Origin of the sequence: Nonomuraea sp. NPDC047897 (assembly GCF_043204415.1) — a bacterium.
Lineage (GTDB): Bacteria > Actinomycetota > Actinomycetes > Streptosporangiales > Streptosporangiaceae > Nonomuraea.
In genome coordinates, this window is record NZ_JBIDCC010000001.1 from 14,244 (window position 1) to 36,962 (window position 22,719).

16 protein-coding genes are annotated in these 22,719 nt (G+C 71.3%); all 16 read left to right on the forward strand.

Features of this window, described 5'->3' with window-relative positions; translation table 11 throughout:
- Nucleotides 1-129 precede the first annotated feature (129 nt).
- Genes ACGF0J_RS00045 through ACGF0J_RS00120 form a run of 16 tightly spaced genes read left to right on the forward strand, consistent with a single transcriptional unit; the run spans nt 130 to nt 22,714 of the window.
- Complete coding sequence (locus ACGF0J_RS00045) at nt 130-885, forward strand: alpha/beta fold hydrolase (protein ID WP_393140650.1); 756 nt, start codon at nt 130-132, stop codon at nt 883-885.
- Nucleotides 885-3,581, forward strand: a complete 2,697-nt coding sequence (locus ACGF0J_RS00050) for a lantibiotic dehydratase (protein WP_393140652.1) — start codon at nt 885-887, stop codon at nt 3,579-3,581. Before ACGF0J_RS00045 ends, ACGF0J_RS00050 begins: the two co-directional genes overlap by 1 nt.
- Nucleotides 3,578-4,591 (forward strand): lantibiotic dehydratase C-terminal domain-containing protein, encoded by a 1,014-nt coding sequence (locus ACGF0J_RS00055; protein ID WP_393140654.1) that lies wholly within the window; start codon nt 3,578-3,580, stop codon nt 4,589-4,591. Before ACGF0J_RS00050 ends, ACGF0J_RS00055 begins: the two co-directional genes overlap by 4 nt.
- Nucleotides 4,581-5,684, forward strand: coding sequence for a lantibiotic dehydratase C-terminal domain-containing protein (locus tag ACGF0J_RS00060; protein WP_393140656.1), 1,104 nt, complete (start codon nt 4,581-4,583; stop codon nt 5,682-5,684). The genes ACGF0J_RS00055 and ACGF0J_RS00060 overlap by 11 nt, the downstream gene beginning before the upstream one ends.
- On the forward strand, nt 5,681-7,285 hold the full coding sequence (locus ACGF0J_RS00065) for a hypothetical protein (RefSeq protein ID WP_393140658.1): 1,605 nt from the start codon (nt 5,681-5,683) through the stop codon (nt 7,283-7,285). Before ACGF0J_RS00060 ends, ACGF0J_RS00065 begins: the two co-directional genes overlap by 4 nt.
- A complete protein-coding gene (locus ACGF0J_RS00070) occupies nt 7,282-8,958 on the forward strand; it encodes a hypothetical protein (protein WP_393140660.1) in 1,677 nt (558 codons plus the stop codon). Before ACGF0J_RS00065 ends, ACGF0J_RS00070 begins: the two co-directional genes overlap by 4 nt.
- On the forward strand, nt 8,955-10,868 hold the full coding sequence (locus ACGF0J_RS00075) for a TOMM precursor leader peptide-binding protein (RefSeq protein ID WP_393140662.1): 1,914 nt from the start codon (nt 8,955-8,957) through the stop codon (nt 10,866-10,868). Before ACGF0J_RS00070 ends, ACGF0J_RS00075 begins: the two co-directional genes overlap by 4 nt.
- Entirely contained in the window at nt 10,846-12,174 is a 1,329-nt protein-coding gene (locus ACGF0J_RS00080) for a cytochrome P450 (protein ID WP_393140664.1), read from the forward strand. The genes ACGF0J_RS00075 and ACGF0J_RS00080 overlap by 23 nt, the downstream gene beginning before the upstream one ends.
- Nucleotides 12,150-13,445 (forward strand): hypothetical protein, encoded by a 1,296-nt coding sequence (locus ACGF0J_RS00085; RefSeq protein ID WP_393140666.1) that lies wholly within the window; start codon nt 12,150-12,152, stop codon nt 13,443-13,445. The genes ACGF0J_RS00080 and ACGF0J_RS00085 overlap by 25 nt, the downstream gene beginning before the upstream one ends.
- Nucleotides 13,442-14,638, forward strand: coding sequence for a cytochrome P450 (locus tag ACGF0J_RS00090; RefSeq protein ID WP_393140668.1), 1,197 nt, complete (start codon nt 13,442-13,444; stop codon nt 14,636-14,638). The genes ACGF0J_RS00085 and ACGF0J_RS00090 overlap by 4 nt, the downstream gene beginning before the upstream one ends.
- Nucleotides 14,626-17,070 (forward strand): lantibiotic dehydratase, encoded by a 2,445-nt coding sequence (locus ACGF0J_RS00095; RefSeq protein WP_393140670.1) that lies wholly within the window; start codon nt 14,626-14,628, stop codon nt 17,068-17,070. Before ACGF0J_RS00090 ends, ACGF0J_RS00095 begins: the two co-directional genes overlap by 13 nt.
- Nucleotides 17,071-17,105: 35 nt before the next feature.
- Nucleotides 17,106-17,618: a pyridoxamine 5'-phosphate oxidase family protein gene (locus ACGF0J_RS00100; protein ID WP_393140672.1), complete on the forward strand. Its 513-nt coding sequence runs from the start codon at nt 17,106-17,108 to the stop codon at nt 17,616-17,618.
- Nucleotides 17,618-18,811 (forward strand): YcaO-like family protein, encoded by a 1,194-nt coding sequence (locus tag ACGF0J_RS00105; RefSeq protein WP_393141813.1) that lies wholly within the window; start codon nt 17,618-17,620, stop codon nt 18,809-18,811. The genes ACGF0J_RS00100 and ACGF0J_RS00105 overlap by 1 nt, the downstream gene beginning before the upstream one ends.
- Before the next feature lie 51 nt (nt 18,812-18,862).
- Nucleotides 18,863-20,179 (forward strand): TfuA-like protein, encoded by a 1,317-nt coding sequence (locus ACGF0J_RS00110; RefSeq protein WP_393140674.1) that lies wholly within the window; start codon nt 18,863-18,865, stop codon nt 20,177-20,179.
- Entirely contained in the window at nt 20,176-21,897 is a 1,722-nt protein-coding gene (gene tsrT / locus ACGF0J_RS00115) for a tryptophan 2-C-methyltransferase (RefSeq protein ID WP_393140676.1), read from the forward strand. Before ACGF0J_RS00110 ends, tsrT begins: the two co-directional genes overlap by 4 nt.
- A 1-nt stretch (nt 21,898) precedes the next feature.
- Entirely contained in the window at nt 21,899-22,714 is an 816-nt protein-coding gene (locus ACGF0J_RS00120) for an SDR family NAD(P)-dependent oxidoreductase (RefSeq protein WP_393140679.1), read from the forward strand.
- The last annotated feature ends 5 nt before the right edge of the window (nt 22,715-22,719 follow it).

The window sequence follows — 22,719 nt, forward strand, 5'->3', positions numbered from 1 at the left end:
GGAGCCGGCCCCGTCATGGCGAGGGCCCGGGTGGATTCGCGCCGCCCGCCGAGCGGCCCCACCTCGGCAGCCCTCGCGTGACCACCCTCCGCAGCTGTGACCAGGCAAGGAAAGAAGAGGACTCGACACGTGCGATCAGTGGTTCTCGTGCACGGTCTGATGGGCACCGTGACAGCGCACTACGAGCGGTGCCGGGAGCTGTGGACCCATCCGGTCGTCGAAGTCGGCCTTCCTGGGCACGGCCTGGACGAGCAACTGCCCGAGCACCCTGCCCGTGCGGCCGTCCGCCGGGTCCACGACGCGATACTCGCCCAGCCCGAGCCGCCGGTGGTGGTCGGCCTGTCCTACCTGGGCGCCGCGGTCGCCCTGCGTGCCGCCGAGAGCGTCGCGGAGTCGGTCCACGGTGTGGTGATCTCCGGCTACTCGCTCATCGTGAGCCCCAAGACCTTGCGGCTCTGGCTGGCGGGGTTCACCCGCATGGCAGCCGAGCAGCACCGGACCCGCGAGTACCTCGCGGGGTTGCACGGTCCCGAGTGGGAGCGGCTGCTCGCCAGTACGGTCGCCGAACTGGACGACGGCTGTTTGATCCTGCCTCAGCAGCAGGACATCGAGTCGCTCGGGACGCCCGTGCTCCTGATCAACGGCGCCCTGCTGGAGAACGAGCGGCTGGCCGTGCAACCAGCAGTGGAGGCCGGCGCGGACGTCGCGATCGTCGGCGGAGCCGGCCACCTGGTGCCGCAGGACAGCCCGCGAGCCTTCGTCGCCGGCGTGGAGGAGTTCCTCGACCGGGTTTCCGAACGGCGGACGGTCTTCCACGAGCGGCGACGGGTCGCCGAACGGGCCGCGAGCGCCAGACCGGTCCCGGCCGGAAGGGACGGCGTGTGATGGCCGGCTCGAACGACGGCTGCCGGCTCGCCGGTTACGGTGTCGTCCGCGTCTGCGGAACGCCGGTGTCGGCGCTCACCAGGCTCAGTTCACGCAAGGTCGCAGACCTCGCGGACGCGCTGGCGCAGGTCGAGCTGGACTGGTCGCTACGAGCGCCCCAAGTGGCCGACGCGCTGACAGATCTGGTCCCGCGGCTGGACGACCGCGGGCACCGCAGGACGGTGCTCGCGCTACGCCGCACCCTGCACCGCAGCGGACAGAGCGCCGAGGACGACATCCAGCGGGTGGCCGCGATGCCCACCGCCGATCAGGTGCCCGGCCTGCGCCGGCTCGCCGGCCTCGCCGCGGCCCGCGCCGACCTGCTCGCCAGGCTGGACAGCGACTACGACGACGCATGGTCCGATGAGCAGCGGGTGCTCGCCGAGATCGCCGGGCAGCCCGCGCTGCGCACGGCCGCCCAGCTCACCTCCGATGGTCTGCTCTTCAACCTCGACCGGTACGTCGCCGACGTGGAGCGAGGAGACGCGCGCGGTAAGCGGGCTCGCGCCACCGAGGCGACCCTGGTCAATCTGGTCACCCGCAGCGCGCTCAAGCCTTCACCGTTCGGCCAGCTCGTGCACACCCGGCCGCTGTCCTTCGAGCCGACGACCGAGCCGACGACCGAGCCGACGACCGAGCCGACGACCGAGCCGACGACCGAGGCGCGGGAGGAGGCCGCGGGCGGGCATGAGGCCGTCGCGCGGCAATCCGTGTGCCGGTTGCCGCGGCAGTTGGTCAACTGGGTGGAGCGAACCCTGGCCGACCACAAGGACCTGCGCACGGTCACGGTGCTGCGGCGGGCTCCCGTCGCCGCGGTCTCCGACACAGGGGTCGCGTTCGTGGTCCGCGGCCGCGACGGCACCCACACCGCCGCACTCGTCGAGCGGATCGTGCGAGCACAGCCGTCCGCGGTGCTCTCCGCCCTCCTCGAACTTCCCGCGGACCAGCCGATAGACGAGCATGACCTGCTTTCGCGCTGTGCCGGGCAACCCGACGTGGACCACGTCCTGGCCGGCCTCATCGAGCAGGGCGTGCTGGCGCGCGACCTCGTCATCGGCGAGCAGGAGCCCGATCCGCTGAACCGCATGGTGCAGCTGCTACCCGAGGGCTGTGACGAGCGGCTGAGCCGCTGCGTGCGCGCGCTCGCCGAGGTGGAGACCGCCTTCGGTACGGCGGACACCGCGCGCCGCACCGAACTGCTCGACAGCGTGCGTGCCACGATCACCGAACTCGCCGGGATCTGCGGAGTGCCGCTGCCGCCGCTGGACGCGGCCCGCACGCTGATCTACGAGGACGCCGTGGTCACCGCCGTGCGTCGTGAACCGGTCGCCCGGTGGGCACCGCACCTGCGGGCCTTGTCCACCATGCACCGGCTGGTGCCGCTGTTCGACGACGACGCGCACGTGCGGGCCATCGTCGCGCAGGTCGTGCAGGAGGCTTTCGGGCCAGGCCCGCATCGCCTGCTGACGCTGTACACCATGATGTCCGGGCCCAAGCTGCGACGGCTGCTCGCCTCGCGGCTCGTCGACGTGACCGCGGGCGTGCCGAGCCAACTGCGCCGCATCCAGGACGCGGTCCTCCAACAGCCGGACATCCACGCCGGCCCGGAGGTCCTGCTGGACCACGAGCGGCTCGCCGCGGTCGGCGCCCGTACGCCGCCGTGGATGTCACAGTGGCCCAGAGTGAACTGGCAGGTGCAGCGCTATGGCGCCGAAGGCGGTGAGCGCCTGGTGGTCAACAGCTGCGCGGCCGGCTACGGGCGGGCCATCTCGCGATTCTGCTCCGCGTACGCCGAGGCGGAACAACCCGCGGACGGCTTCACCGAGCTGGTGCGCGCCGACATCAGCCGCGACGACGATCCCGGCGCGCCGCTCACCGACCTGTCCGCGGTGCTCGGCATCAACGCCAACGTGCACCCGCCGCTGCTCGGCCAGCACCTGCGATACCCCTGCGGCACCCCGCAGGACTGGGGCGGCCCCGGCATCTCGCTGGAGGACTGCTGGGCCGAGGTGGACCAGGCCGGCGGCAGGTTGGTGCTGCGCCACGGGAGGAACGGACCGCCACTGCGCCTGGTGACGCTGAACTTCCTGCTGAACGACCTCGCGCCGCAGCTCTACCGGTTCCTCAACTTCTTCGGCATGGGCAGCCTGGCCAACGTCGCCTGGTGGGACCGGGTGGACCAACGCTTCGGCCGGCGCGAGGAGATCCGCGTGTACCCCAGAGTGCGGCTGGACGACGTCGTGCTGGCTCGCCGTACCTGGAAGATCCCCGCCGCCGAGCTTCCCGACCTGACCGACGTGGACGGTGCGGCCGCGTTCCGCGCGATGCGCTCGTGGCGGCGCTCGCTCGACCTGCCGGAGCGGGTGTTCTGGCGGAAGTTCACGGTGCCCGATCCGCTGGTGGCCGTCTCGCCGGAAGAGCGGGCGCGAGTGACCAGGAGCTTGACCCAGTTTCCGAGCTCCGCGGAGCGCAAGCCCGCCTTCCTCGACTTCTCCAGCATCACCAGCGTCCGTACCTGGCAGCGCGCACTGCGCCGCATCCCGGACGAGCTGACGTTGCAGGAGTGCCTGCCCGAGCCCGGCGACGAGGTCAACTCGACCGCGGCGCGGCCGCCGACGCACGAGTTCACCATCGAGACCGCGGGAGGCCACCGATGAATGCCGACCGGGTGTGGTTGTCCTGCCACGTCTTCTACCACGGCGACGCCGACGGCCTGGTCGTCGACCTGGTGCTGCCGATGTTCGACGACCTCCTGCGCCGCGGGCTGGTGACGCGGCGGTTCTTCCTGCGCCACTGGGAACGCGGTCCGCATGTGCGCATCCGGCTCCAGGTGAGGCCCTCGGACGCGGACGTGGTGCGCGCCGAGGTCGAGACCAGGGTCATCGGCTACCTCGCCGAGCATCCCGGCCCCACGGACGTCGATCAGGCACGGCTGGACGCGTCGCTGAGGAGACTCAGCATCCTTGAGCACGGATCGGCCGACGACGTCGAGGTGCGCACCGCCGAGCCGCCCAACGTGCTGCGCTGGCTCGACTACCGGCCGGAGCTGGGCAAGTACGGCGGCCCCGAAGGCGTCGAGATCGCCGAGGACGTGTTCGACGTGAGCAGCCTGCTGGCCGGTCAGGTGCTGCGCGAGGTCTCCAGCGGCGGCGCGCGGCTGGGTATCGCGATGCAGTTGCTGCTGATCGCCAGCCGGTCCCTCGGCCTCGATCCGGCCGCCCGCACCGTCTTCCTGCGTTCGTATCAGGAACGCTGGCAGAACTACCTGCCTGACGCGCCACGTCTGCTCGCCGCCTGGGGACAGCAGTACGAACACCAGCGGGAGACGTACCTCTCGCTCGTGGCCGACCTCGACGCGGGCGCGCCGATCGGCAAAGGCGTCGGGCTGCGGTGGGAGCAGACGCTTGACGACGCGATCAGCCGGCTACGCCCGCTGGTCGCGAGCGGCGTGGTGTGGCCGTCCGACGTCGACAGGCAGGCGCCCCCGTTCGTCGCGGTGGCCGCGCTGGTCTGCCAGTTCCTGCACACCACCAACAACAGGATGAACGTCCGGCCGCAAGGGGAGTGCTTCGTCGCCTACCTGGCTCACCGCGCGGCCACCGAATGCGGCTTGTCGAACCCGGTCATCGCTGTGGGCGGGCAAGGATTGGAGCGTCATGCGGGCTGAGAATCACGGAGACCTGACTGTCAACGTGCCGTGGTCGGTGCAGGAGGACCTGCTGCTCGACGTGGCGGCGCCGACCCTCGATCAGGCGGTCGAGATCGGCGAGGCCGAGTCCTGGTACTACCTGCGGGAGAGCTTCGAAGGCCGGCCCTACCTGAGGTTGCGCTTCGACACCGACAGCCCTTCGCTGGCTCGACGCCTTTGCGCGCGGATCTCCGAGAGCGTCGGCCCGGCCGGGCGGGAGGACCTGTTCGACTACCGGCCCTACAACCGCGAACACGACTGGCTCGGCGGTCCTGCCGGGCTGGAACTCGTCGAGGCGTTCTGGTTGCGGACCAACCCGCTCGCACTCGATTCGTTGCGGGCCACCAGGGGTGACCGCGCCCTACGGATGGCGCTGGCCTTCGACCTGCTGGTGTGCAGCGGGACGCTGCTGGCCGACAGGCTTCCACCCAGCGTCGGCAAACACGGCTTCAAAGCGGGCTACCTGTCCTATCTGGCCACGTTCGAGGGCTACATGCTGCTCATCCGGGACCCGGAGGGCACCAGGGCGCGCCACGACGAGCGCTACGCGGCGAACCGGGACAAGCTGCGGCCGCGGCTGCGGAGCGTCATCGAGGCCATGGCCGAGCCGGACGGTGAGCTGACGGACGTCCCGCCGATGGCCAGGCAGTTCGTGACCACGCTGCGCGGCTTTCTGCCCGCCATCCAGGCAGGGTTCGACGAGGGTCGCTTCTTCCTGTACGCCTCACCGAAGACCGAGGAGGTCGCGAAGCTCACCCCGTCTCCGGACGGTCTCTATCGCCGGCCTGACGTGCCCTGGCTGGCCGACCTGCCGGAGCCCCCGGTGGCCGGTATCCACCGTGCCATCGCCGACAACGAGTACTACCAGGGGATGATCCGTGAGGATCGCCGGTTCCTGGCCTCCCGGCTCGCGCAGGCGTACGTCAACTGGCACCTGTTCCGGCTCGGGTTCCGGCTGTCCGACCGTTACGCGCTGTTCTACCTGGTGGCGCGGAGCTTCGAGGAGGAGTTCGACCTCGACGCGAGCGAGCTCATCCGATCGGTCCGCCCGGAGGCCGAGGTCGCCGGATGACCCTCACGCGACCCCATGGCCGGCAGGCGCTGGACGCGGACGGCGTCGACGCCTTCGTGCACCGGCTGCGCGGCACGTACGAGGAGATCTACCCGGCGAACTGGCAGATCGACTGGCGCAACGTGCCCAGCCCTTTTCGCTGGTACGAGGGCATTGCACGGATAGATCTGCCGCCGCTGCCGCGCGGGCTGACCACCGGCGGCGCCCGGGAGGCCGCCGCGCTGGCCGATCGCGGACTCCTCGCGCAGGTGGGTGGGTTGCTGCAGGCCGCGTACGGGTTGACCGGGGTGCGCTGGTACCCGGAAGGCATCGCCAAGAGCAGTCCCGAGGAACCGGCTCCCGTGCACCGCGATCCGCACTACCAGCTGCGGCGGGCGGTGCCGTCCGGCGGTGTCACCTTCCCCGCCGAGTGCTACCTCACCACGGGCGGCGATGACCGTCTGCCCGCCGGTGTCTACCACTATGACGCGACCCGCCACGCGCTCGCACCGCTGGTCGCCGGGCGGCCGCCGGTCGGCATCGGGCGGCCCGACGGGGGGCTGCGTCTGGTGCTCACCGTCCCGCTGTGGAAGAACCACTTCAAATACGGCGACTTCTCCTACCGGCTGGCCGCGATGGACACCGGGGCGGTGATCGGCCAGTTCGCGCTGGTCGCCAGGCGCTGGGAATGGTCATGCCGTGTCTCGTTCGGCAACGACGAGTCCCTGCTGCTCAGCCAGCTCGGGCTGGACGCCGACGTCGAAGCCGCACCCGTGGTGCTGGACATAGGGCCGGCCGGACGACTCCCGGACACGGGGGAGGCGCAGGTCGGCTCGCTGAGCTGGCTCGGTTCGATGGGCAAGCTGGACGAGGCGGCCGGAGCGCGCCGCATGCACGGCGCCTGCCTGCGCGCTGCCCGCCCCGGGCAGCCGATCGAGCTGCCTCCGGTATCCGTGAGCGACCTGTCGCCGAGTCCGGACGCGGTGCTGCCGTCGGTCGACGACGAGCCGACCTCGGTCGCGGACGCGTGGGCGCGCACCGCGCTCGGTGAGCAGTTCCGCGGGGAGCCTGCCGACGCCGGTGACCTGGCGCGCTGGCTGGCGCAGGTGACCGCGCCGCTGGACTGCGACGTGCCCGGCGCCGGTGCCGGCCTCGCGCACCCGCGGTGCCTCGTGCTGGTCAAGTCGGTCACCGGGATCCCGGCGGGCGCCTACCTGCCGCTGCCCGGCGGCGGGCTCGGCAAGCTGGCCGATGGCGAATTCGGCGAACTGGTGCAGAGTTGCCTGTTCGGCTCCTACATGAACTTCACCCAGGTGCCGCTGATCGCGGTGATGGTCGGCGCCGCCGAGCCGCACCGCCTGGCCAGCGGTCCGGTGGGCTACCGCACGCAGCACGCGCTCGCCGGCGTACTCACCCAGAGGTTGGCGGTCGCCGCCACCCGCGACGGGTTCTCCGCGCACCCGGTGCTCGGCTTCGTGCCTGCCGAACTCGACCGGCGGCTCGGCCTCGCCGACCGCGGCCTGACCTCGTTGTTGCTGGTCGGCATCGGCCGCTACCGGCGCGCGATCTATCTGGAGAACAGCCTGCACCCGGTGGCGGGGGCGGATGGGGGCATGACGTGAGCAAGACCCTGCTGAGGCTTCGCGCCGACACCTACTACATGCCGGTACGTGACGGCGTGTGGATTCGGACCACCGCCGGTTCGTTCACGTTGCGCGGCGCCAACGCGGCCACCTGGGTGCGGCACCTCGCCCCCCTGCTGGACCGTGGCGTGGTGCCGGAGCGGCTCTACGAGTCGCTGCGCCCCGAGCAGGTCGGCTACGTGCGCAAGCTGATCGACGCGCTGGAGCAGCGCCACGTGTTGCGCTGGGAGCTCGACAACGAGGACCCCGTGCTGGCCGGAGCCTTTCCCCAGCAGATGGAGTTCCTTCGGCATTTCGCTCCGGACGCACAGGCGGCCCTGCGGAACGTGCGCCGGTGCCCGGTCGCGGTCGCCGGCGAGGCCGGACGGGCCACGGTGCTCGCTGCCGCGCTGGCGGAGGCCGGATTCGCCGACATCGCCCTGCGGGACGCCGAACCCGACGAGGAACTGCGTGAGCTGGCTGAGGACTACGCGGCCAGGGGAGTGCCGGTGCGCTTCGCCGGCCCGACGTCCACCGGGGAAGCGACGTCCACCGGGGAAGCACGGCACGTTGTCGGGGTGTTCGCCGCGGACGAGACGGACCAGGGCTTCGCGCTGGCCGACCGCGCGAGCGCCTCGGGAGTCGGCGCTTGGCTCGCCCTGGTTCGAGGGCAGGCCATGCTGCTCAAAGGGCAGCTACCGGGCTCGGGCACCGCTTGCGTGCGGTGTGCCTGGCGCAGGCTGGTGCACTCATCGGTCGATCTGGCGGCTACCGACGGTCTCGGTCATGTGCACGTCTCGATCGCCGCGGCAGCGCTCAGCCAGGAGCTGTTCCAGCAGATCGCCGTACCGGACGGTGCCCGGCTCGCCGAGGGAGTCGTCGTCGACCTGCCGAGGCTCAGCATGTGGCGGACCGCGATCGACCCGGACCCGAGCTGCCCGGCGGCCGCCGTCCATCAGCACGACCCGGAACCTCGGCCACGCACCGGAAAGTACCCGGACGTGGTGTTCGGCGCCCGGTGCTTCGGCCCCTTGGTGGCCTGTTCCCCCGAGCAGTACCGGCAACTGCCACTGGCAGTGGTCCGGCTGCGGGTCAACCCCCCTGGCCGCGATGAGCCGATCGGTCGCGCTGACGGCCCGCTCGTGGTGGCCGAGACGACGGGCGCCACTCGTGAGGAGGCGGCCTTGCTCGCCGTGCGCGACGCGGTGCCCGGCGACGCGGTGCCCGGCGGCGCGGTGAGCGACGTCGGCCGCAGCCGGGCCGAAGCCATCGCCAGGGCGTTGCTGCGCTGGGGCGACACCGTGCCCACCACCGGCTGGATCCCCGCCGACCCCGGCGAGGCCGGGGAGGTCCGGCGTCGCCTCCACAGTCTCGCGGGCGAGCTTCCGGAGGTTCGCCACGAGGCGCATCCCAGTGGGTTGTGGCGGGCCACCGTGGCCACGGAGCAGCCGCTCACCGGCCTGGATGCCGAGCACGCCGGGGAACGCGCCCTCCTGCGCGCGCTCGGTGCCCGGCAACTGCCCGGCAGCCAACTGGACATCGTGCCCGCCGCCGGACGTCGTGAGCCTGATGAGTCCGTGCTGCTGCGCATCTGCGACGCGCTCTCGCTCACGCCGAAGCCGATCCCGTTGCCGCCCTTGGTGTCCGAACACCTGGTCGGGATCGCCCTGTGACCGCGCTTGTGGCCGCACCCGTCGCCGGCATGCTCGACCGGCTGCGCCGGCTGCTCGGCGCAGACACCGTCGTCACGACCGTTCCCGCAGAGTTGCCTGTCGGCCGTCCCGGTGTCCTGCTCGACCTGAGCTGGGACGCTGATCTCGCCGCCCTGCCGGCGCCGGCCGGACCGGTGCTGACGGTGCACGGGCTGCGCGGGCGGCTCGCGCTCGGGCCGCTGATCGAACCCGGAGCACGAGGTTGCCCGCACTGCCTCGCGCTGCGGGTCCGTGCCGCCGAACGCCCGACGGGTGCGGCGCGCGGCGACGTACCGGCACGGTTGTCCGAACGCCCGCACGGGCAGTGGTGGCCGCTGGGCGCGCCGGGCCTGCTCGCCGCTGTGATACGCGCGGAGCTGGACCTGCTGTCCGCCGGCGAGCGACCACTCAGCCGGGACGCCGCGTACGTCGTGGACACCGGCGGTCTGGCCGGCGACTGGCATCCGGCGATCCCCCACGCGTTGTGCACCTCTGCCCACTGCGCCGGGACCAGCGTGCCGATTCCCCCGCCGCTGCCCGTCCTGGACCAGCCGTTGCCCGCCACCGCGGTCGGCTCCACGCGGCGATTCGACGTCGCGCACTTCGCCGGGCAATTGGCGGACGAGTACCTGGACTCCTGGTCCGGGGTGGTCCGCGCGCCGGCACTGGCCGGCAACGCGGCGTTGCCCTCGGTGCAGGTCGACGTTCCGACCGCATGGGGGTTCGCGGAGATCGCCATCGGCCGCGCGGACGACTACTCCGCCGCTCGCACCGGTGCCGTGCTGGAGGGGCTGGAGCGTTACGCGGGATGGCACTGCGGTGGCCGGGAACCGGCGCGGATGGCCGCGTTCGCGGAGCTCGGCGACGCCGTCGACCCGCGCACGCTGCTGCTGCACGAGGAAGGCGCCTATGACACACCGGGCTTCGAATACACCCGATTCGACCCGGACACCCAGACCGGGTGGGCCGAGGCCTACTCGGTCAACTCCGGTAGGCGCACTCTGCTGCCCTTCCACATCGCCTACTACGGCTCCACGCAGCGCACCGACACCGGCCCGGCGTTCGTCTACGAGAACTCCAACGGGTGCGCGCTGGGCGCGGGCGTGGAGGAGGCGCTGCTCGCCGCGCTGCTGGAGATCGCCGAGCGGGACGCCTTCCTGTGCGCCTGGTACTCCGGCACGCCGCTGCCGGAGATCGACCTGACCGAGTTGCCGGCCAGGCCGGCAGCCGCGATCCGCATGCTGCGGCACCACACCGGGCGCGAGGTCCGTGCGTTCCGTGCCGTGGGCCAGTTCGGCGTTCCGGTCGTCATCATGGTGTCCACGTCGGACGATCCGGCGGAGCCGGCCACGCTGGCCACCGCGGGCTGCGCGCTCACCGTACACGGCGCGCTGCTCGGCGCCGCGCAGGAGATGGCCGCGGCGGCACCGGCGATCGCGTTCGACTACCGCGACCGCCGAGTCGCGCTGGAGGCCGCGCTGGACCAGCCGGAGCTGGTCCGGCACATGACCGACCACGCCGTGGTGGGCGCACTTCCCGGCGCCCGCGGACGGTTCTCCTTCCTGCTCGATCAGAAAGCGGAACACGGGCCGAGCGCCGACCTGCACGTGCCACGAGGCGACGTCGCGGCCGACCTGGCCGCGATGCTGCAGGCGGGAGCGGACGACGGCCGCGACGTCATCGTGGTGGATCACACCACCGTGGAGCTGTATCGACTCGGCCTGCGCTGTGTGAAAGCCGTCGTCCCGGGCACCGCGCCGATGACCTTCGGGCACTCGCACCGCCGATTGCCCACCACGGAGCTGGTCCGCGACTTCCGGCTGCGCAACGGGATCGACCTCGGCACCCGCTCAACTCTGGAGGTTCGGCATGAGCCCCACCCGTTCCCCTGACGTCGCGCCCCCGCACGGGGTCACCGCGCTGCCCCACGGTATGGGCTGGGTGATCACGAACCGGGAGATCGCCGTGCGACTGCTCAGCGACGATCGTCTCGGCGTGGTGGAGTCGGCGCCGGTGGTGGCCGCGCTGAGCCGCGACCTTCCGGCCGACGTCCGGCCGCTGGCCGAAGAACTGGGCGAGTTCGCCGACCGGATCATGCTGCAGGCGGCACCCGAACGGCACGCCGAGCTGAGGCGGGCGTTCGGCCGGTTCTTCACCGCCGACGCGGTCGACGCCCGGATCCCGGCCATGCGCGCCTCCGCCGAACGGCTCGTCGAGAAGTTCGCGGGCGAAGGCGGCGGCGAGTTCATGACCGAGGTGGCGTTCCGCTACGCGATCGACGTCGGCAGCCAGTTGGTCGGCTTGCCTGCCGCGCAGTTCAGCCGGCTGCACAAGCTCAGCCAGCGCCTCGCCATGGTCGCCTACGCCTCCCGGCTCAGCGAGCCTACGCGGGCCGTGCGCGAGGGGCATGCCGCGCTGATCGCCATCCGGGCGTCGATAGCGCAGGCACGGAGCACCGCGCCGAAGGACTCCGTACTCGGATCGTGGAACCGGGGTGAGACCGGCGACCTGTCCGACGCGGACTTCGAGGCCAACGCGGTCATGCTCGTGCAGGCCACACTGGAGACGGTGGCGGGAATGCTCGGCAACGCCGCCGTCCGCATCCTCGGTACGCCAGGCGCGTTGGCCGTCGCCGAGCACCGCGCCGAACTGCTCGACGAGGCGTTGCGTCATGAGCCGCCGCTGAAAACCCTGGAACGGGTCGTGCGGGAACCGGTGTCAGTGGACGGCTTCCAGTTCGGCCGGGGTCAGGTGATCTCGGTACAGATCGCCGAAGCCAACCAGATGTCCGGCGGCGGCGAGGCCGTCGCCGGTCGTGCGGTGTTGTCCTTCGGCTGGGGGCCCTACCGCTGTCTCGGCGCCAGGATGGCCCGCCACCAGGCGTTGGAGCTGTTCTCCGCCCTGAATCGGTTGGCGCCGGACTCGACGCTGGCCGAACCGGAGACCGAGCGGGTGCGCCATATTCGCTTCGACATGCCCCGCCGGCTGCTGGTGCGCTGCTCACCTGCGCCCGGACCGCTCCTGGAAGCCCTCACCGACGCGCTGGCCGAGCACGATCTTGATCGCCCGCTGACCTCCATCGAACGTGTCGTCGCCGGTTCGGTGCTCGGCGAGTTCGGCCACGCCGAGCCCGAAGCGGTAGACGCCCCGCGAACCATCCGGGAGTGGGTGACATGGGCAGAGCACAACCGTGGCTGAGTGACGCCGTGGAGTGCCTCGCGCGCTCACGGGCAGGCCTGATCACCGAACACGGCAGGATCGGGTGGCCGGAACTGCTTCGGCGGGCACGGGACCTGGCCGGTGTCCTGCCGCATGCGCCGCACGGCTGGGTCGTGCCCGCGGACGGATCGGTCCGGTCCGTCATCGGCCTGCTCGCCGTCGGCCTCGCGGACCCCGCACCGCGTTGGCTGCTCGGCGATCCGGGCCGCTACGGCACGGGGGAGTCCTTCGGTGACGCGCTGTGGGTGGCCGGAGGTGGCTGCGCGGCACCGGAAACCGTGGTGGGCGTCACTTACGCCACCGCGACGTCGGGCACCACCGCCGCACCGAAGTTGCTGTTCGGCAGGCCGGACGCGCTACCCGACGCGGTGCGGCTCTATACCGACGGCATGCCCGAGTACGCCGGTGCGGAGGTGTTCGCCGCCTGTTCCGGGCTTGATTTCGCCGCGGCCTTCTACATGGTCGTCATGCCCGCGCTCCTGCAGGGCCGCGACCTGCTGCTCTTCGCGCCGAACCGCTGGGACGTCGCGGCACGCGAACTCGCGGGCAGGCCGGGAATCTGCCTGGCCGCACCGGCGTTGGCCGTGCTCGGAGCTCGGGCGGCGGCTGGAGCGACCTACGGCGGTACCTCGATCGTTCCCGCCGGCGGTGGGCTCACCTTCGAGCGGGCCGAGCGGATCACGGCCGGCTTCACCGGGTGCGGGTTCCTGACCATGCTCGGATCCACCGAGACCGGTCTGCTGACCGTGGGCCGTGAGGTGCGCGAGGACGGGCACGTCGGTGAGCCGCTGCGCGGCAAGCCCGTGTGGCTTGAGGACCTGGACGCCAACGGCGTCGGGACGATGTGGACCCGGGGGCCGGACACCCGCTTCGCGGTCACCGGAGGCCGGTTGCTGACGCGTGCGGACGGCGCGACAAGCGCCGGTGACCTCGCTCATCACGACGCCGGCGGCACGGGCTTCTTCCTGGACGGTCGTACCGACGACGTGATCAAGGTGGACGGGGTGAGCGTCTACCCGGGCGCGGTGGCCGCCGCCGTGCGCACGCTGGCCGGTGTCGTGGATGCCGCGGTGTCCGTGGACCGCGGCGGGCCCGCCGACCGGATCACGATCGTCGTCGTCGGGGACACCACCGAGGAGCGCGTGCGCCGAGCGTGCGCCGCACTGCCGCAGCCTGTCGTACCGCACCGGGTGCTGGTGCGCACCGCTGCCGAAGACGCCTACAACGAGCGTGGAAAGGTCCTGTTTTGAGCGGTGATGCGCAGGTTGCCAGCCCGGAACGCGCTGCCGCCGCAGCAGCGATACTGCGCAATCCGGACCTGCTCTACGAGAGCCTGCACAAGCGTGGGCCCGTGCAGTGGAGCGAGCAAGGCCGCGTCTGGCTGGTCGTCGGCTACCAGGCGGCCAGATCTGTGCTGCGTGACGTGCGGTTCCGCATGCCCGGCCCCGGCGCGGACCCGGAATGGGGCGAGGGCGGCGCGCACGGCGAGTTCATGCGCAGCCTGCTGCTCGAGGCCGAGGGCGCGCACCACGAGCGACTTCGCCGGGCGCTCGGCCCGGTGTTCTCCCCCCGCACCGTGCGGGCCAGGGAGGAACGGATCCGCGCGGTCACCGACGAACTCCTCGCCGAGATCAAGCCGGACACGACCTTCGACGGCGTCGCGACGATCAGTGCCCGGCTGCCGGTCTCCGTGGTGGGTGACCTGGTCGGCGTGCCGTCACGGTTACGTAGCGAGGTCTCCGCACTCTGCCGCGCCATCAGCACCGGCGGCGGACTCGCGTCCGGAGCCGCCTCCGCGGACGCCGTCCGCTCGTCCATCGCGGCGCTGGACGAGCTCACCATGCTGGTCCGCGACTGGCTCAAGCACCCCGAACTGCTGCCGGACGGCTCGGTGCTCGCAACCTCCGCCGCCGATCCCGGGACGCTGACCGAGGCCGAGATCGTGGCGAACGTGTTCAGCCTGTACCTGGCGGGCCACGACACCTCACGCAACATGCTCAGCGCGCTGCTGTTCCACCTGGCCGGCGAAGAGAGCCTGCTCGGCGACCTGGCCACCGGACGTACGACTCCGGCAGCCGAAGTGGAGCGGGTCCTGCTCGGCGAGTCGCCGCTCACCTTCACCGTGCGGGTCGCGCTGGAAGAGGTGCGGTTGGAAGGCGAGCTGATCGCTCCCGGCGACCGGATCCGGGTGATGCTCGGCGCCGCCAACCACGACCTACGGCGCACCGGCCAGTCAGGCGGCCTCCTGAGCGGAGTCAGTTTCGGCGAGGGCCGCCACGTGTGCCTCGGCGCTCACGTCGCCCGCCTGGAGGGCATCGTCGTGCTGGAGACGGTCGTCCGCCACTGGTCCACCGTCGCCCTGGCCGACGAACCGCAATGGACTCCTCACTTCCTGCACCGCGGTCTCAACGTCCTGCCGTTGGAGGTTTCGTGGCGGTCGTGAGCCCGGTGGGCGCGGTCCGCGTGGGGCCGGCGGTGATCCGGCGCCGCTGCCAGGTGCGGGCGGACACGCTGGAAAGCCTGGGCAGCGACGCCGTGTGGTCGGCCGCCGGGCACCTCGCCGTGGCGGTCGACGAGTGCTTGCGCCTGGGTGCCGCGCTGGCCGACCGGATCGGCGAACGCATACCGGAGACCGGAGCCGCCGAGCGGCGTGCCCTGCTCCACGCCAGACGGAACGCCTTCAACGGCCGCCCGTTGGACGAGGAACCGGACGTCGAGGGCGTCGGCGCGTACCAAGACGCGCTCGCCGTGTGTCACCAGAGGCGCGCGCAGTTGGCGCGACACGATGCGGAACTGGCGGCCTCGACGCGGGCGACGCTGCTCCAGTCGTTGTCCGATGCCGACTTCGCCGGCTCCGTCGAGCTCTCCGTGCCCGGCCTGGTACGCCAGGTGCCTGCCGCCCTCTCGCGCGACTCGGCGAAGGCCCGGCGCCGCACACTCACCCTGTATCGCCTGCTGACTCGCGCGGCCACCAAGCCGAGCCCGTTCGCCCGCCTCGCCGACTCCACGATCCTGCTGCCCGGCGCCGCGGAGGAGCCGGTGCGCAGCCACGTCCGCATCGACCGCAAGGCGCTGGACTGGGTCCAGCACTGGGTTCGCGCAGGCGGGCTGCGCGCACTGCCCGCCGAGAGGGTGTGGGTGACCACCAACTCCAGCGCCACGCTCACCCCTGGCCGGGTGAGCTGGCTGGCCGGCCGTGGCGTGCGCGGCGCGGCGTGTTCGGCCGGACTGGCGGACCTGCTCACCCGGCTGCGGACACCCGTGCGCCTCGCTGAACTGCACTCGGGCGGCGTCGTGGCCGAGCTCGTCGAGAACGAACTGCTGGAGATCGGCCTTCGGCTCCCCGGCTGGGGCCGGGACACCCTCGCCGTGGCCGCGGCGGCGGTGGACGCCGACGACGAGAACGCCCGGGAGATCCACGACGCGCTGGTCGCCCTGCACGAACTCGAGTCCACGGCCGAACCCGGTGCCGTCGTCAACCGGGCCGGCGCCGGACTGCGGCGCCTGGCCGCCGCATGCGGAGTCCGGGACACCGGCCCCCACCGGGTGCTGGTCAGCGAGGACCGGGTCGGCGTCGCAGGCGATCCGGGACCGCGCTGGGACGCCGACGTCCTCGCCGACCTCGGCCGGCTGCAGCGGGTCGCTCCGCTGTTCGGTCCCGAACTGCCTTTTCACCTGGCCGGCGCCATCTCCTTCGGCGAACAGTTCGGCGACGTGGCCGTCCCGCTGCTCACCGCGTTCCGCTGGTTCCTCCAGGCCGGAAGACAGTCCGCCGATCAGCTCATCACCGAGTCCACCCATCCGGTGCTGGCCGGCGTGCTGGCGGTACGGACCGAGATGATCCGCGGTCTGGAGCGGCTGCGCACCGACGCCGCAGGTGCCGAGGAGGTGTCCGTCGGCCCCGGCTGGCTGGACGACCTAGCCGCCGCGATGCCTCCAGAGGTGCCGGAGTGGCCCTGTGTGTCCTGGCCGGTGCAGGAGGCCGGGGATCGTCTGGTTCTCAACGGGATCGGCTCAGGCTACGGACGGTTCGCGGCCAGGATCGCGGCCACCCTGACCGAGCCGCAACGCCGGCAGGTGCGCACCTGGATCGCCGACGTCGCGGGCTCCTGGACGTTGCCGGTGGACATCGCGGTCCGGTTCGGTGCGACCGTCAACGAACACCCGCTGCTGCTGCCCGCGGCGCTCGCCTACCCGGGCAACGCACTGGACTGCGAACCCGCCACCCGGATCGACATGGCGTCCGTCACGCTCCGGATGGAGGACGGCCGCCTGGTCGCACGCAGCGCGGACTTCCCGGGCAGACGGCTGCTCTTCCTGCCGCACAACGCGACGCTACCGAGCCTGGCGCCCCCGCTGTATCGCTGGCTGAGCCGGCTCGGGCCGCCGCCGGGCAGCACGCTGGCGCTCTGGGACCTTGTCGACAGCGCCGTCGACAGCGCCGCCGGAGACCCCGGCGTGCGCTGCTATCCACGGCTCTCGACGGGCAGGCTCGTCCTGTGCCGCCGCACCTGGAAGGTGCCCGGCGACGCGCTGCCGGACGGCGACGTGGTGGCCTGGCGGCGCTGGTCGGACCGCACCGGGGTGCCGCGCCGGTCGTTCCTGCGGACCACCACGTTGCCCGACCCGTGGGACGTGATGCGCGGGCTGGCCACCGCCCACCGCGTGGGCGCCGCTCGCGCACCCGGCGGCGCGGCAGTGCGCAAACCCTCCTACGTCGACCTGTCCCAGCCACTGGCCCGGCCCGCGAAGGACGGCGACCCCACAGCGAGGCTCACCTTCACCGAGCCGCTTCCCGACCCGGCCCGCAGCGCCCCCGATGGCCATGTCACCGAGTACGTGATCGAGACGGCGCCGGTCAAGACGGTGCCATGACTACCTCTCAACTGATCCGACCCAAGGAAGACGATATGACCGACCATGCCGCCTGGGACATCATCCGCACCACCGTCTCCGAAGCGCAGAACTACTGGATCTGCACCGTGCGCCCGGACGGCCGGCCGCACGCGGTGCCGGTCTGGGGAGTGTGGTGGCGCGACAGCGTGGTGTTCTCCACGATCAACTCCAGCGTCAAGGCAGCCAACCTGCGTACCAACAGCAACGCCAACGTGCACCTGGAAAGCGCGCAGAACGTGGTGACCATGGACGGTCCCGCGGCCGAGTTGACCGACGAGGCCGAGCTGATCGAGATCGGTGCTCTGTTCGACGCCAAGTACGCGGAGATCGCCGGTGTCACCTATGACCTGGTCGCGGCGCACGCCGCGGGCATGACGATCTGCGCGGTGCGTCCGGAGGTGGTGCGCGCGTGGCGGGCCGACGACATGCTGGGCTCCTCGCGGTTCACGTTCGACGTCGACGGCAATCCCGTGCTGGTCCGATCGGTCCCTTTCGAGGCCGTGGCCGAAGAAACGACGTCGGCGTGATGGCCACCGTGCTGCGGGAGGAGGCCGGCCGGTTCGTCGCGGGGACCCACCGCACCCGGCCTCCCGCGGACACCTGGCGGCTGGCCCAGGAGCTGTTCGGTCGTTGTGGGATCAGCCGGGTCGCCGACGTCACCGGGCTGGACATCCTGGGCATCCCGACCTGGGTCGCCGTGCGCCCGCTGGCCAGCACGCTGAGCGTGAGCCAGGGCAAGGGCGCGACCCACACCGAGGCCAAGGTCTCCGCGTCGATGGAGGCCATCGAACTCTGGTACGCGGAGAACACGCCCACCGTGGACCGGGGGCCGCGGGCGGCGAGCGCGTCCTCGCTCGCGTTGTCCTACGACTTCGGCGGGCTGCAACGTGCCGCGCGCAGCCTGCTGACGGCGGACACGCCGCTGCCGTGGGTGCACGCCGACGTCATCGGGGAAGACCGCACGACCTTGGTCCCCGAAGCCAGCGTCGCGATCTCCTCGCTTGCCTCGCCGCAGTGGTCACCGCCGCTGCTCCGGGTGTCCAGCAATGGTCTTGCCAGCGGCAACTGCGCCGACGAGGCGGCGCTGCACGCGCTGTTCGAGCTCGTCGAGCGAGACAGCACGGCGGACCTCGGGCAGCGCCCGGTGCAGGTACGTGACTACATCGATCCCGCCACCGTGGATGACGCGATCTGCGCGGCGCTGATCGAGCGGATACGAGAGTCCGGTGCCTGGCTGGAGCTGGTGGACAACACCCGCGATCCACACTTTCCCTGCTATGTGTCCTATGTGTGGTCGCCGGAGGATCCCTCCATCTACTCCGGCTCGGGCTGTCACAGCAAGCCGGAGGTCGCCCTGTCGCGGGCGATCACGGAGGCGGCCCAGAGCAGGCTGACCGTGATCAACGGGACGAGGGATGACGTGCGCGGCTCGCTCTACCGTTCGCACCGCTGGGACACCACGGCGCCCGTCACGCCCGCCGGCCGCATCCGCTCCTGGCAGGAGGCCACCGACGGGATCGACCGGGTCGCCTTCGGGACCCCGCGAGAGCAACTGCTGTTCACCGCGGAACTCGTGACCCGGCGCACCGGACAGCAGGTGCTGCGTGTCCCCCTGTCCGCTCCGGACGAAGCGCTCGCCGTGGTCCGGGTGATCGCGCCCGGCCTGCGGTTCAGCGCCGGTGACGAGTGCCCTCGGCCGGTTCACCCGAACGGGAGTTGACCAGCTTTGTCGATCCATGTCTTCGCAGGCCCCACGATCGCTCCTGAGCAGGTGACCGAGCTCCTGCCGCAGGCGCGGGTCCATCCTCCGGTTCAGCACGGAGATCTTCTCCGCCTCGACCTCGACACCGGCGACACCGTCCTGATCCTGGACGGGTTCTTCCAGCAGGCACCGGCGGTGCGGCACAAGGAGATCCTGCACCTCGTGCACCGCGGGGTGCGGGTGGTAGGAGCCGGCAGCATGGGCGCGCTGCGGGCCGCGGAGCTGTCCGACCACGGCGTCGTCGGCGTGGGGCACGTCTTCGGCTGGTACGCGGACGGCACCGTGACCGGAGACGACGAGGTGGCCGTGTCCCACCTGTCCGCCGAGGAAGGCCACCGCCAACTCTCCGACGCGCTGGTGAGCCTGCGGTACGGGCTCGGCCGTGCCGCGGGCAGCGCGATCACGGAGGCCGAGCGCGACGCGTTGGTCAAGGTCGTCGCGGAGCTTCCGTTCCCGCAGCGCGGCTGGACGTCGTTGTGGCGGATCACGGAAGGAACACCGCTCGCCGGCGCCGCCGCGCGGGCCCGTGACTATCTCCAGGAGCACCCGCGCCACCTCGACGTCAAACGCGTCGACGCGGAACTGGCGTTGCGCTGGGTGCGGGACAACCCGGCGGTGTCCTCGCCGGCTCCTCGCCCGTCCACCCTGGACACCGTCTATCTGGCCGACTGGCTCTGGGAGAACTCGGGCGCCGAGGTGCGTGGTCAGCACGTCAGCGACCGGCATGCGCTCGGTTTCCTGCAGCTCTTCCTGCCGGCCTATCCGGAGATCCACCGCCTGAGCGCGTTGGCGGCGATCGGCGGCACGGCGGACGGCGCGTTGGCCGCGGCCCGCGCGCGCGGGCTGCTCGGTCCGGACGACGAGCCGACCGCCGGCATGCGCGAGTGGCTCGCCGACGCGGAGCTGGCTGCCGAGCCCGGCCGTGAACTGGTGCTCCGGGCGTTGGTCCGCTCCTTCCGTACCGCGCCGGGAGTCCGCACCGGACATTCCCTGCCCGCGATGGTCGCCGCCTCGCCCGAACTGCTCGGCCTGGCCAGGAACATCACCGCCGTCGCCGCTTCGATGAACGAAGCCAAAAGCGCGCGCCAGCCCGGGTTCCGGGTCGAGCACATCCGTGGCGACCTGGTCGAGCAGTTCTTCACCGACCGCTGGGGCTGCCAGGGCCTTGAGCACGCGTGCTGGGACCGAGGCCTGACCGGTATCGGAGACCTGCACGAGCTGGGCGCGTACTTCTTCCTGCTCGCCCGCTCGGGGCGGCTGCCGGAGCAGGCGCTGTCGGCCGTCGCGGTGGGCACACCAAGCGGCCACGGGGAGAGGATCCGATGAGTAGAGGCTTAGTGGTACTGGTCAACCCGAACAAGGTGCACCCGCCGATCGCGCCGTACGCCCTGGACGTGCTGACCACGTCGTTGGAACTCGCCGGCTTCGAGGTCGAGGTGCTGGACCTGACCTTCCACCGCGACGACTGGAAGTCCTGCCTCGCCGAGTACTTCGGGCATCGAAGCCCGATGCTGGTCGGCGTCACCATCCGCAACACCGACACGGTCTACGCCTTCGAACAGCGCCCGTTCGTCGGTGAGCACAAAGAGATCATCACCGAGATCATGCGGCTGACCGACGCCCCGATCATCGGCGGCGGGATCGGCTTCTCCACCATGCCGTTCGCGCTCATCGACTACTTCGGCATCGACTTCGGGGTCAAAGGGCCCGGTGAGCAGATCCTCTGCGATCTGGCCGACGCGCTGGCCACCGGGCGCGACCCCGCCACGGTGAGCGGCCTGATCCGCAACACCCCGGGCGGCATCACCCGGGTGCCGCCACCGGTCCTCACCACGTCCCGCGAGCGTACGGTGACGCTGCCGTTCACCGGGCACAACGAGGACCGCGTGTGGCAGGTGGACCGCGCCGGCACCTATGTGCGCCGGTCAGGCGCGCCCTACAAGGTGGACAACCTGGAGTACTACCAGCGCGGCGGTCTGGCCGGGATCCTCACCAAGAACGGCTGCACCTACCGTTGCGCGCACTGTGTGGAACCGGACGCGAAGGGCACGGTGTTCGGTCGCCGAGACGTTTCGGCCGTGGTGGACGAGATGGAATCTCTCGCCGGACACGGGATTCTTGATCAGCACACGACCGACAGCGAGTTCAACCTGTCCATTGCGCATGCCAAGAACCTGTTGCGCGAGATCATCCGGCGCAAGCATGCCGACGCCGCCAATCCGCTCAACGAACTGCGGCTGTGGGTCTACTGTCAGCCCTCGCCGTTCGACGAGGAGTTCGCCGAACTGCTCGCGGCCGCGGGCTGCCGGGGGGTGAACGTCGGCTCCGACCACGTGCGCGCGGACATGCTGCAGAACTGGAAGGTGACCGCGAAGGGCACCACCTACTACACGTTCGCCGACACCGAGAAGCTTGTCCGGCTGTGCCACGAGCACGGCATGATGACCATGGTCGAGGCGCTGCTGGGGATGCCGGGCGAGACGCACGAGACCATGCTCGAATGCGTCGACGCCTTCATGGGGCTGGATGCCACGGTCACCGGTTTCTCGCTGGGGCTCCGGCTCTTTCCCTATACGCCGATGGGGATCTCGATGGCCGAGCAGTGCGACGGGGTGCGAACGCTGCCGGGGCTGCAGTCCAACACGGCCGTCGCGCCGATCGTGCTGAAGCCGCTGGCCAAGTGCTCCGGCCCGGTGGAGTACGAACGGCAGTTCATGTTCGACGAGCACGGTGACTTCCGCCTGGTCTGCTACTTCTCGCCGGATCTGGTCGAGGCGCCGGGGACGGTCACCGATCCCGCCGGCCGCTGGAGCCGGTCGGTGGAAGTGCTGTGGGACCACATAGACCCCGGCGAGTACTACCGCGTGATGCTGCCGACGTTGTCCGGATCCAGCGAACACGACAACAACTATGCGGACAATCCCTTCCTGACCAGCCTCAGCGGACTCGGCTACACCGGCGCGTTCTGGGCGCACTGGCGCGATCGGGAGGTGATCCTGCGCCGGGCGCGGGACGCGGGCATGATCGGGTCGGTCGATGCGTGACATGAAGCCGCTCACCGGACAGTGTGCCCTGATCACCGGCGCGAGCAAGGGCATCGGCCGTGAGGTGGCCCTCGCGCTGGCCGGTGCCGGGATGTCGGTGGTCCTGCTCGCCCGCGACCGCGAGCGGCTGGCCGAGGTCACCGAGGAATGCGCCAGGCTCGGGGTCCAGGCGACCGAGGTCAGTGCCGACGTCACATCCCCGGATCACGTGCGCGCCGCGGTCTCCGTGCTCGGCCGGATCGATCTGCTGGTGAACAACGCCGGCGTGGTGGACAGCCATGAGGTGCCGCTGTGGGAGGCGGACTGGGACCAGTGGTGGCGAACCTACGAGACCAACGTGCGGGGGACCTTCAACGTCTGTCGCGCCGTGTTGCCCGGCATGGTCGCCAGGCGCGCGGGTCGGGTGGTGAACATCAACTCGGTGCTGGCGGTACGTCCCGACGTCCGCTATTCCGCCTACTGCACCTCGAAGAGGGCGTTGCTGGGGTTCTCGGACGCGCTCGCCGGCCCGCTCGCCGAGCACGGGGTCTCGGTGTTCGAGCTCAGCCCCGGCATGGTGCGGACCGGCATGACGCTGGGGATGTCCATCTGCGACGGGCGCGAGGACTGGACCCCTGTCGATCGCATCACCGGTGCGCTGTTGCGGGTCGCGACCGGTGAACTCGACCCGCTCGCCGGCCGTTTCGTGCACGTCGGGATGGACGATCTGGACCAGATGTTGTCGCGGGCCGACGAGTTGCGCGCACACGACGCCAGGAGGCTGCGCCTGACCGCGTACGGCCCCGGCGACCCGTTGGCCGACCTCGGCACAGGTTGACTCGT

Coding starts and splice junctions, on each gene's coding strand:
- ACGF0J_RS00050 (WP_393140652.1), top strand. CDS start 885: ATGGCCGGCTCGAACGACGGCTGCCGGCTCGCCGGTTACGGTGTCGTC.
- ACGF0J_RS00055 (WP_393140654.1), top strand. CDS start 3,578: ATGAATGCCGACCGGGTGTGGTTGTCCTGCCACGTCTTCTACCACGGC.
- ACGF0J_RS00060 (WP_393140656.1), top strand. CDS start 4,581: ATGCGGGCTGAGAATCACGGAGACCTGACTGTCAACGTGCCGTGGTCG.
- ACGF0J_RS00065 (WP_393140658.1), top strand. CDS start 5,681: ATGACCCTCACGCGACCCCATGGCCGGCAGGCGCTGGACGCGGACGGC.
- ACGF0J_RS00080 (WP_393140664.1), top strand. CDS start 10,846: ATGAGCCCCACCCGTTCCCCTGACGTCGCGCCCCCGCACGGGGTCACC.
- ACGF0J_RS00085 (WP_393140666.1), top strand. CDS start 12,150: ATGGGCAGAGCACAACCGTGGCTGAGTGACGCCGTGGAGTGCCTCGCG.
- ACGF0J_RS00100 (WP_393140672.1), top strand. CDS start 17,106: ATGACCGACCATGCCGCCTGGGACATCATCCGCACCACCGTCTCCGAA.
- ACGF0J_RS00105 (WP_393141813.1), top strand. CDS start 17,618: ATGGCCACCGTGCTGCGGGAGGAGGCCGGCCGGTTCGTCGCGGGGACC.
- tsrT (WP_393140676.1), top strand. CDS start 20,176: ATGAGTAGAGGCTTAGTGGTACTGGTCAACCCGAACAAGGTGCACCCG.
- ACGF0J_RS00120 (WP_393140679.1), top strand. CDS start 21,899: ATGAAGCCGCTCACCGGACAGTGTGCCCTGATCACCGGCGCGAGCAAG.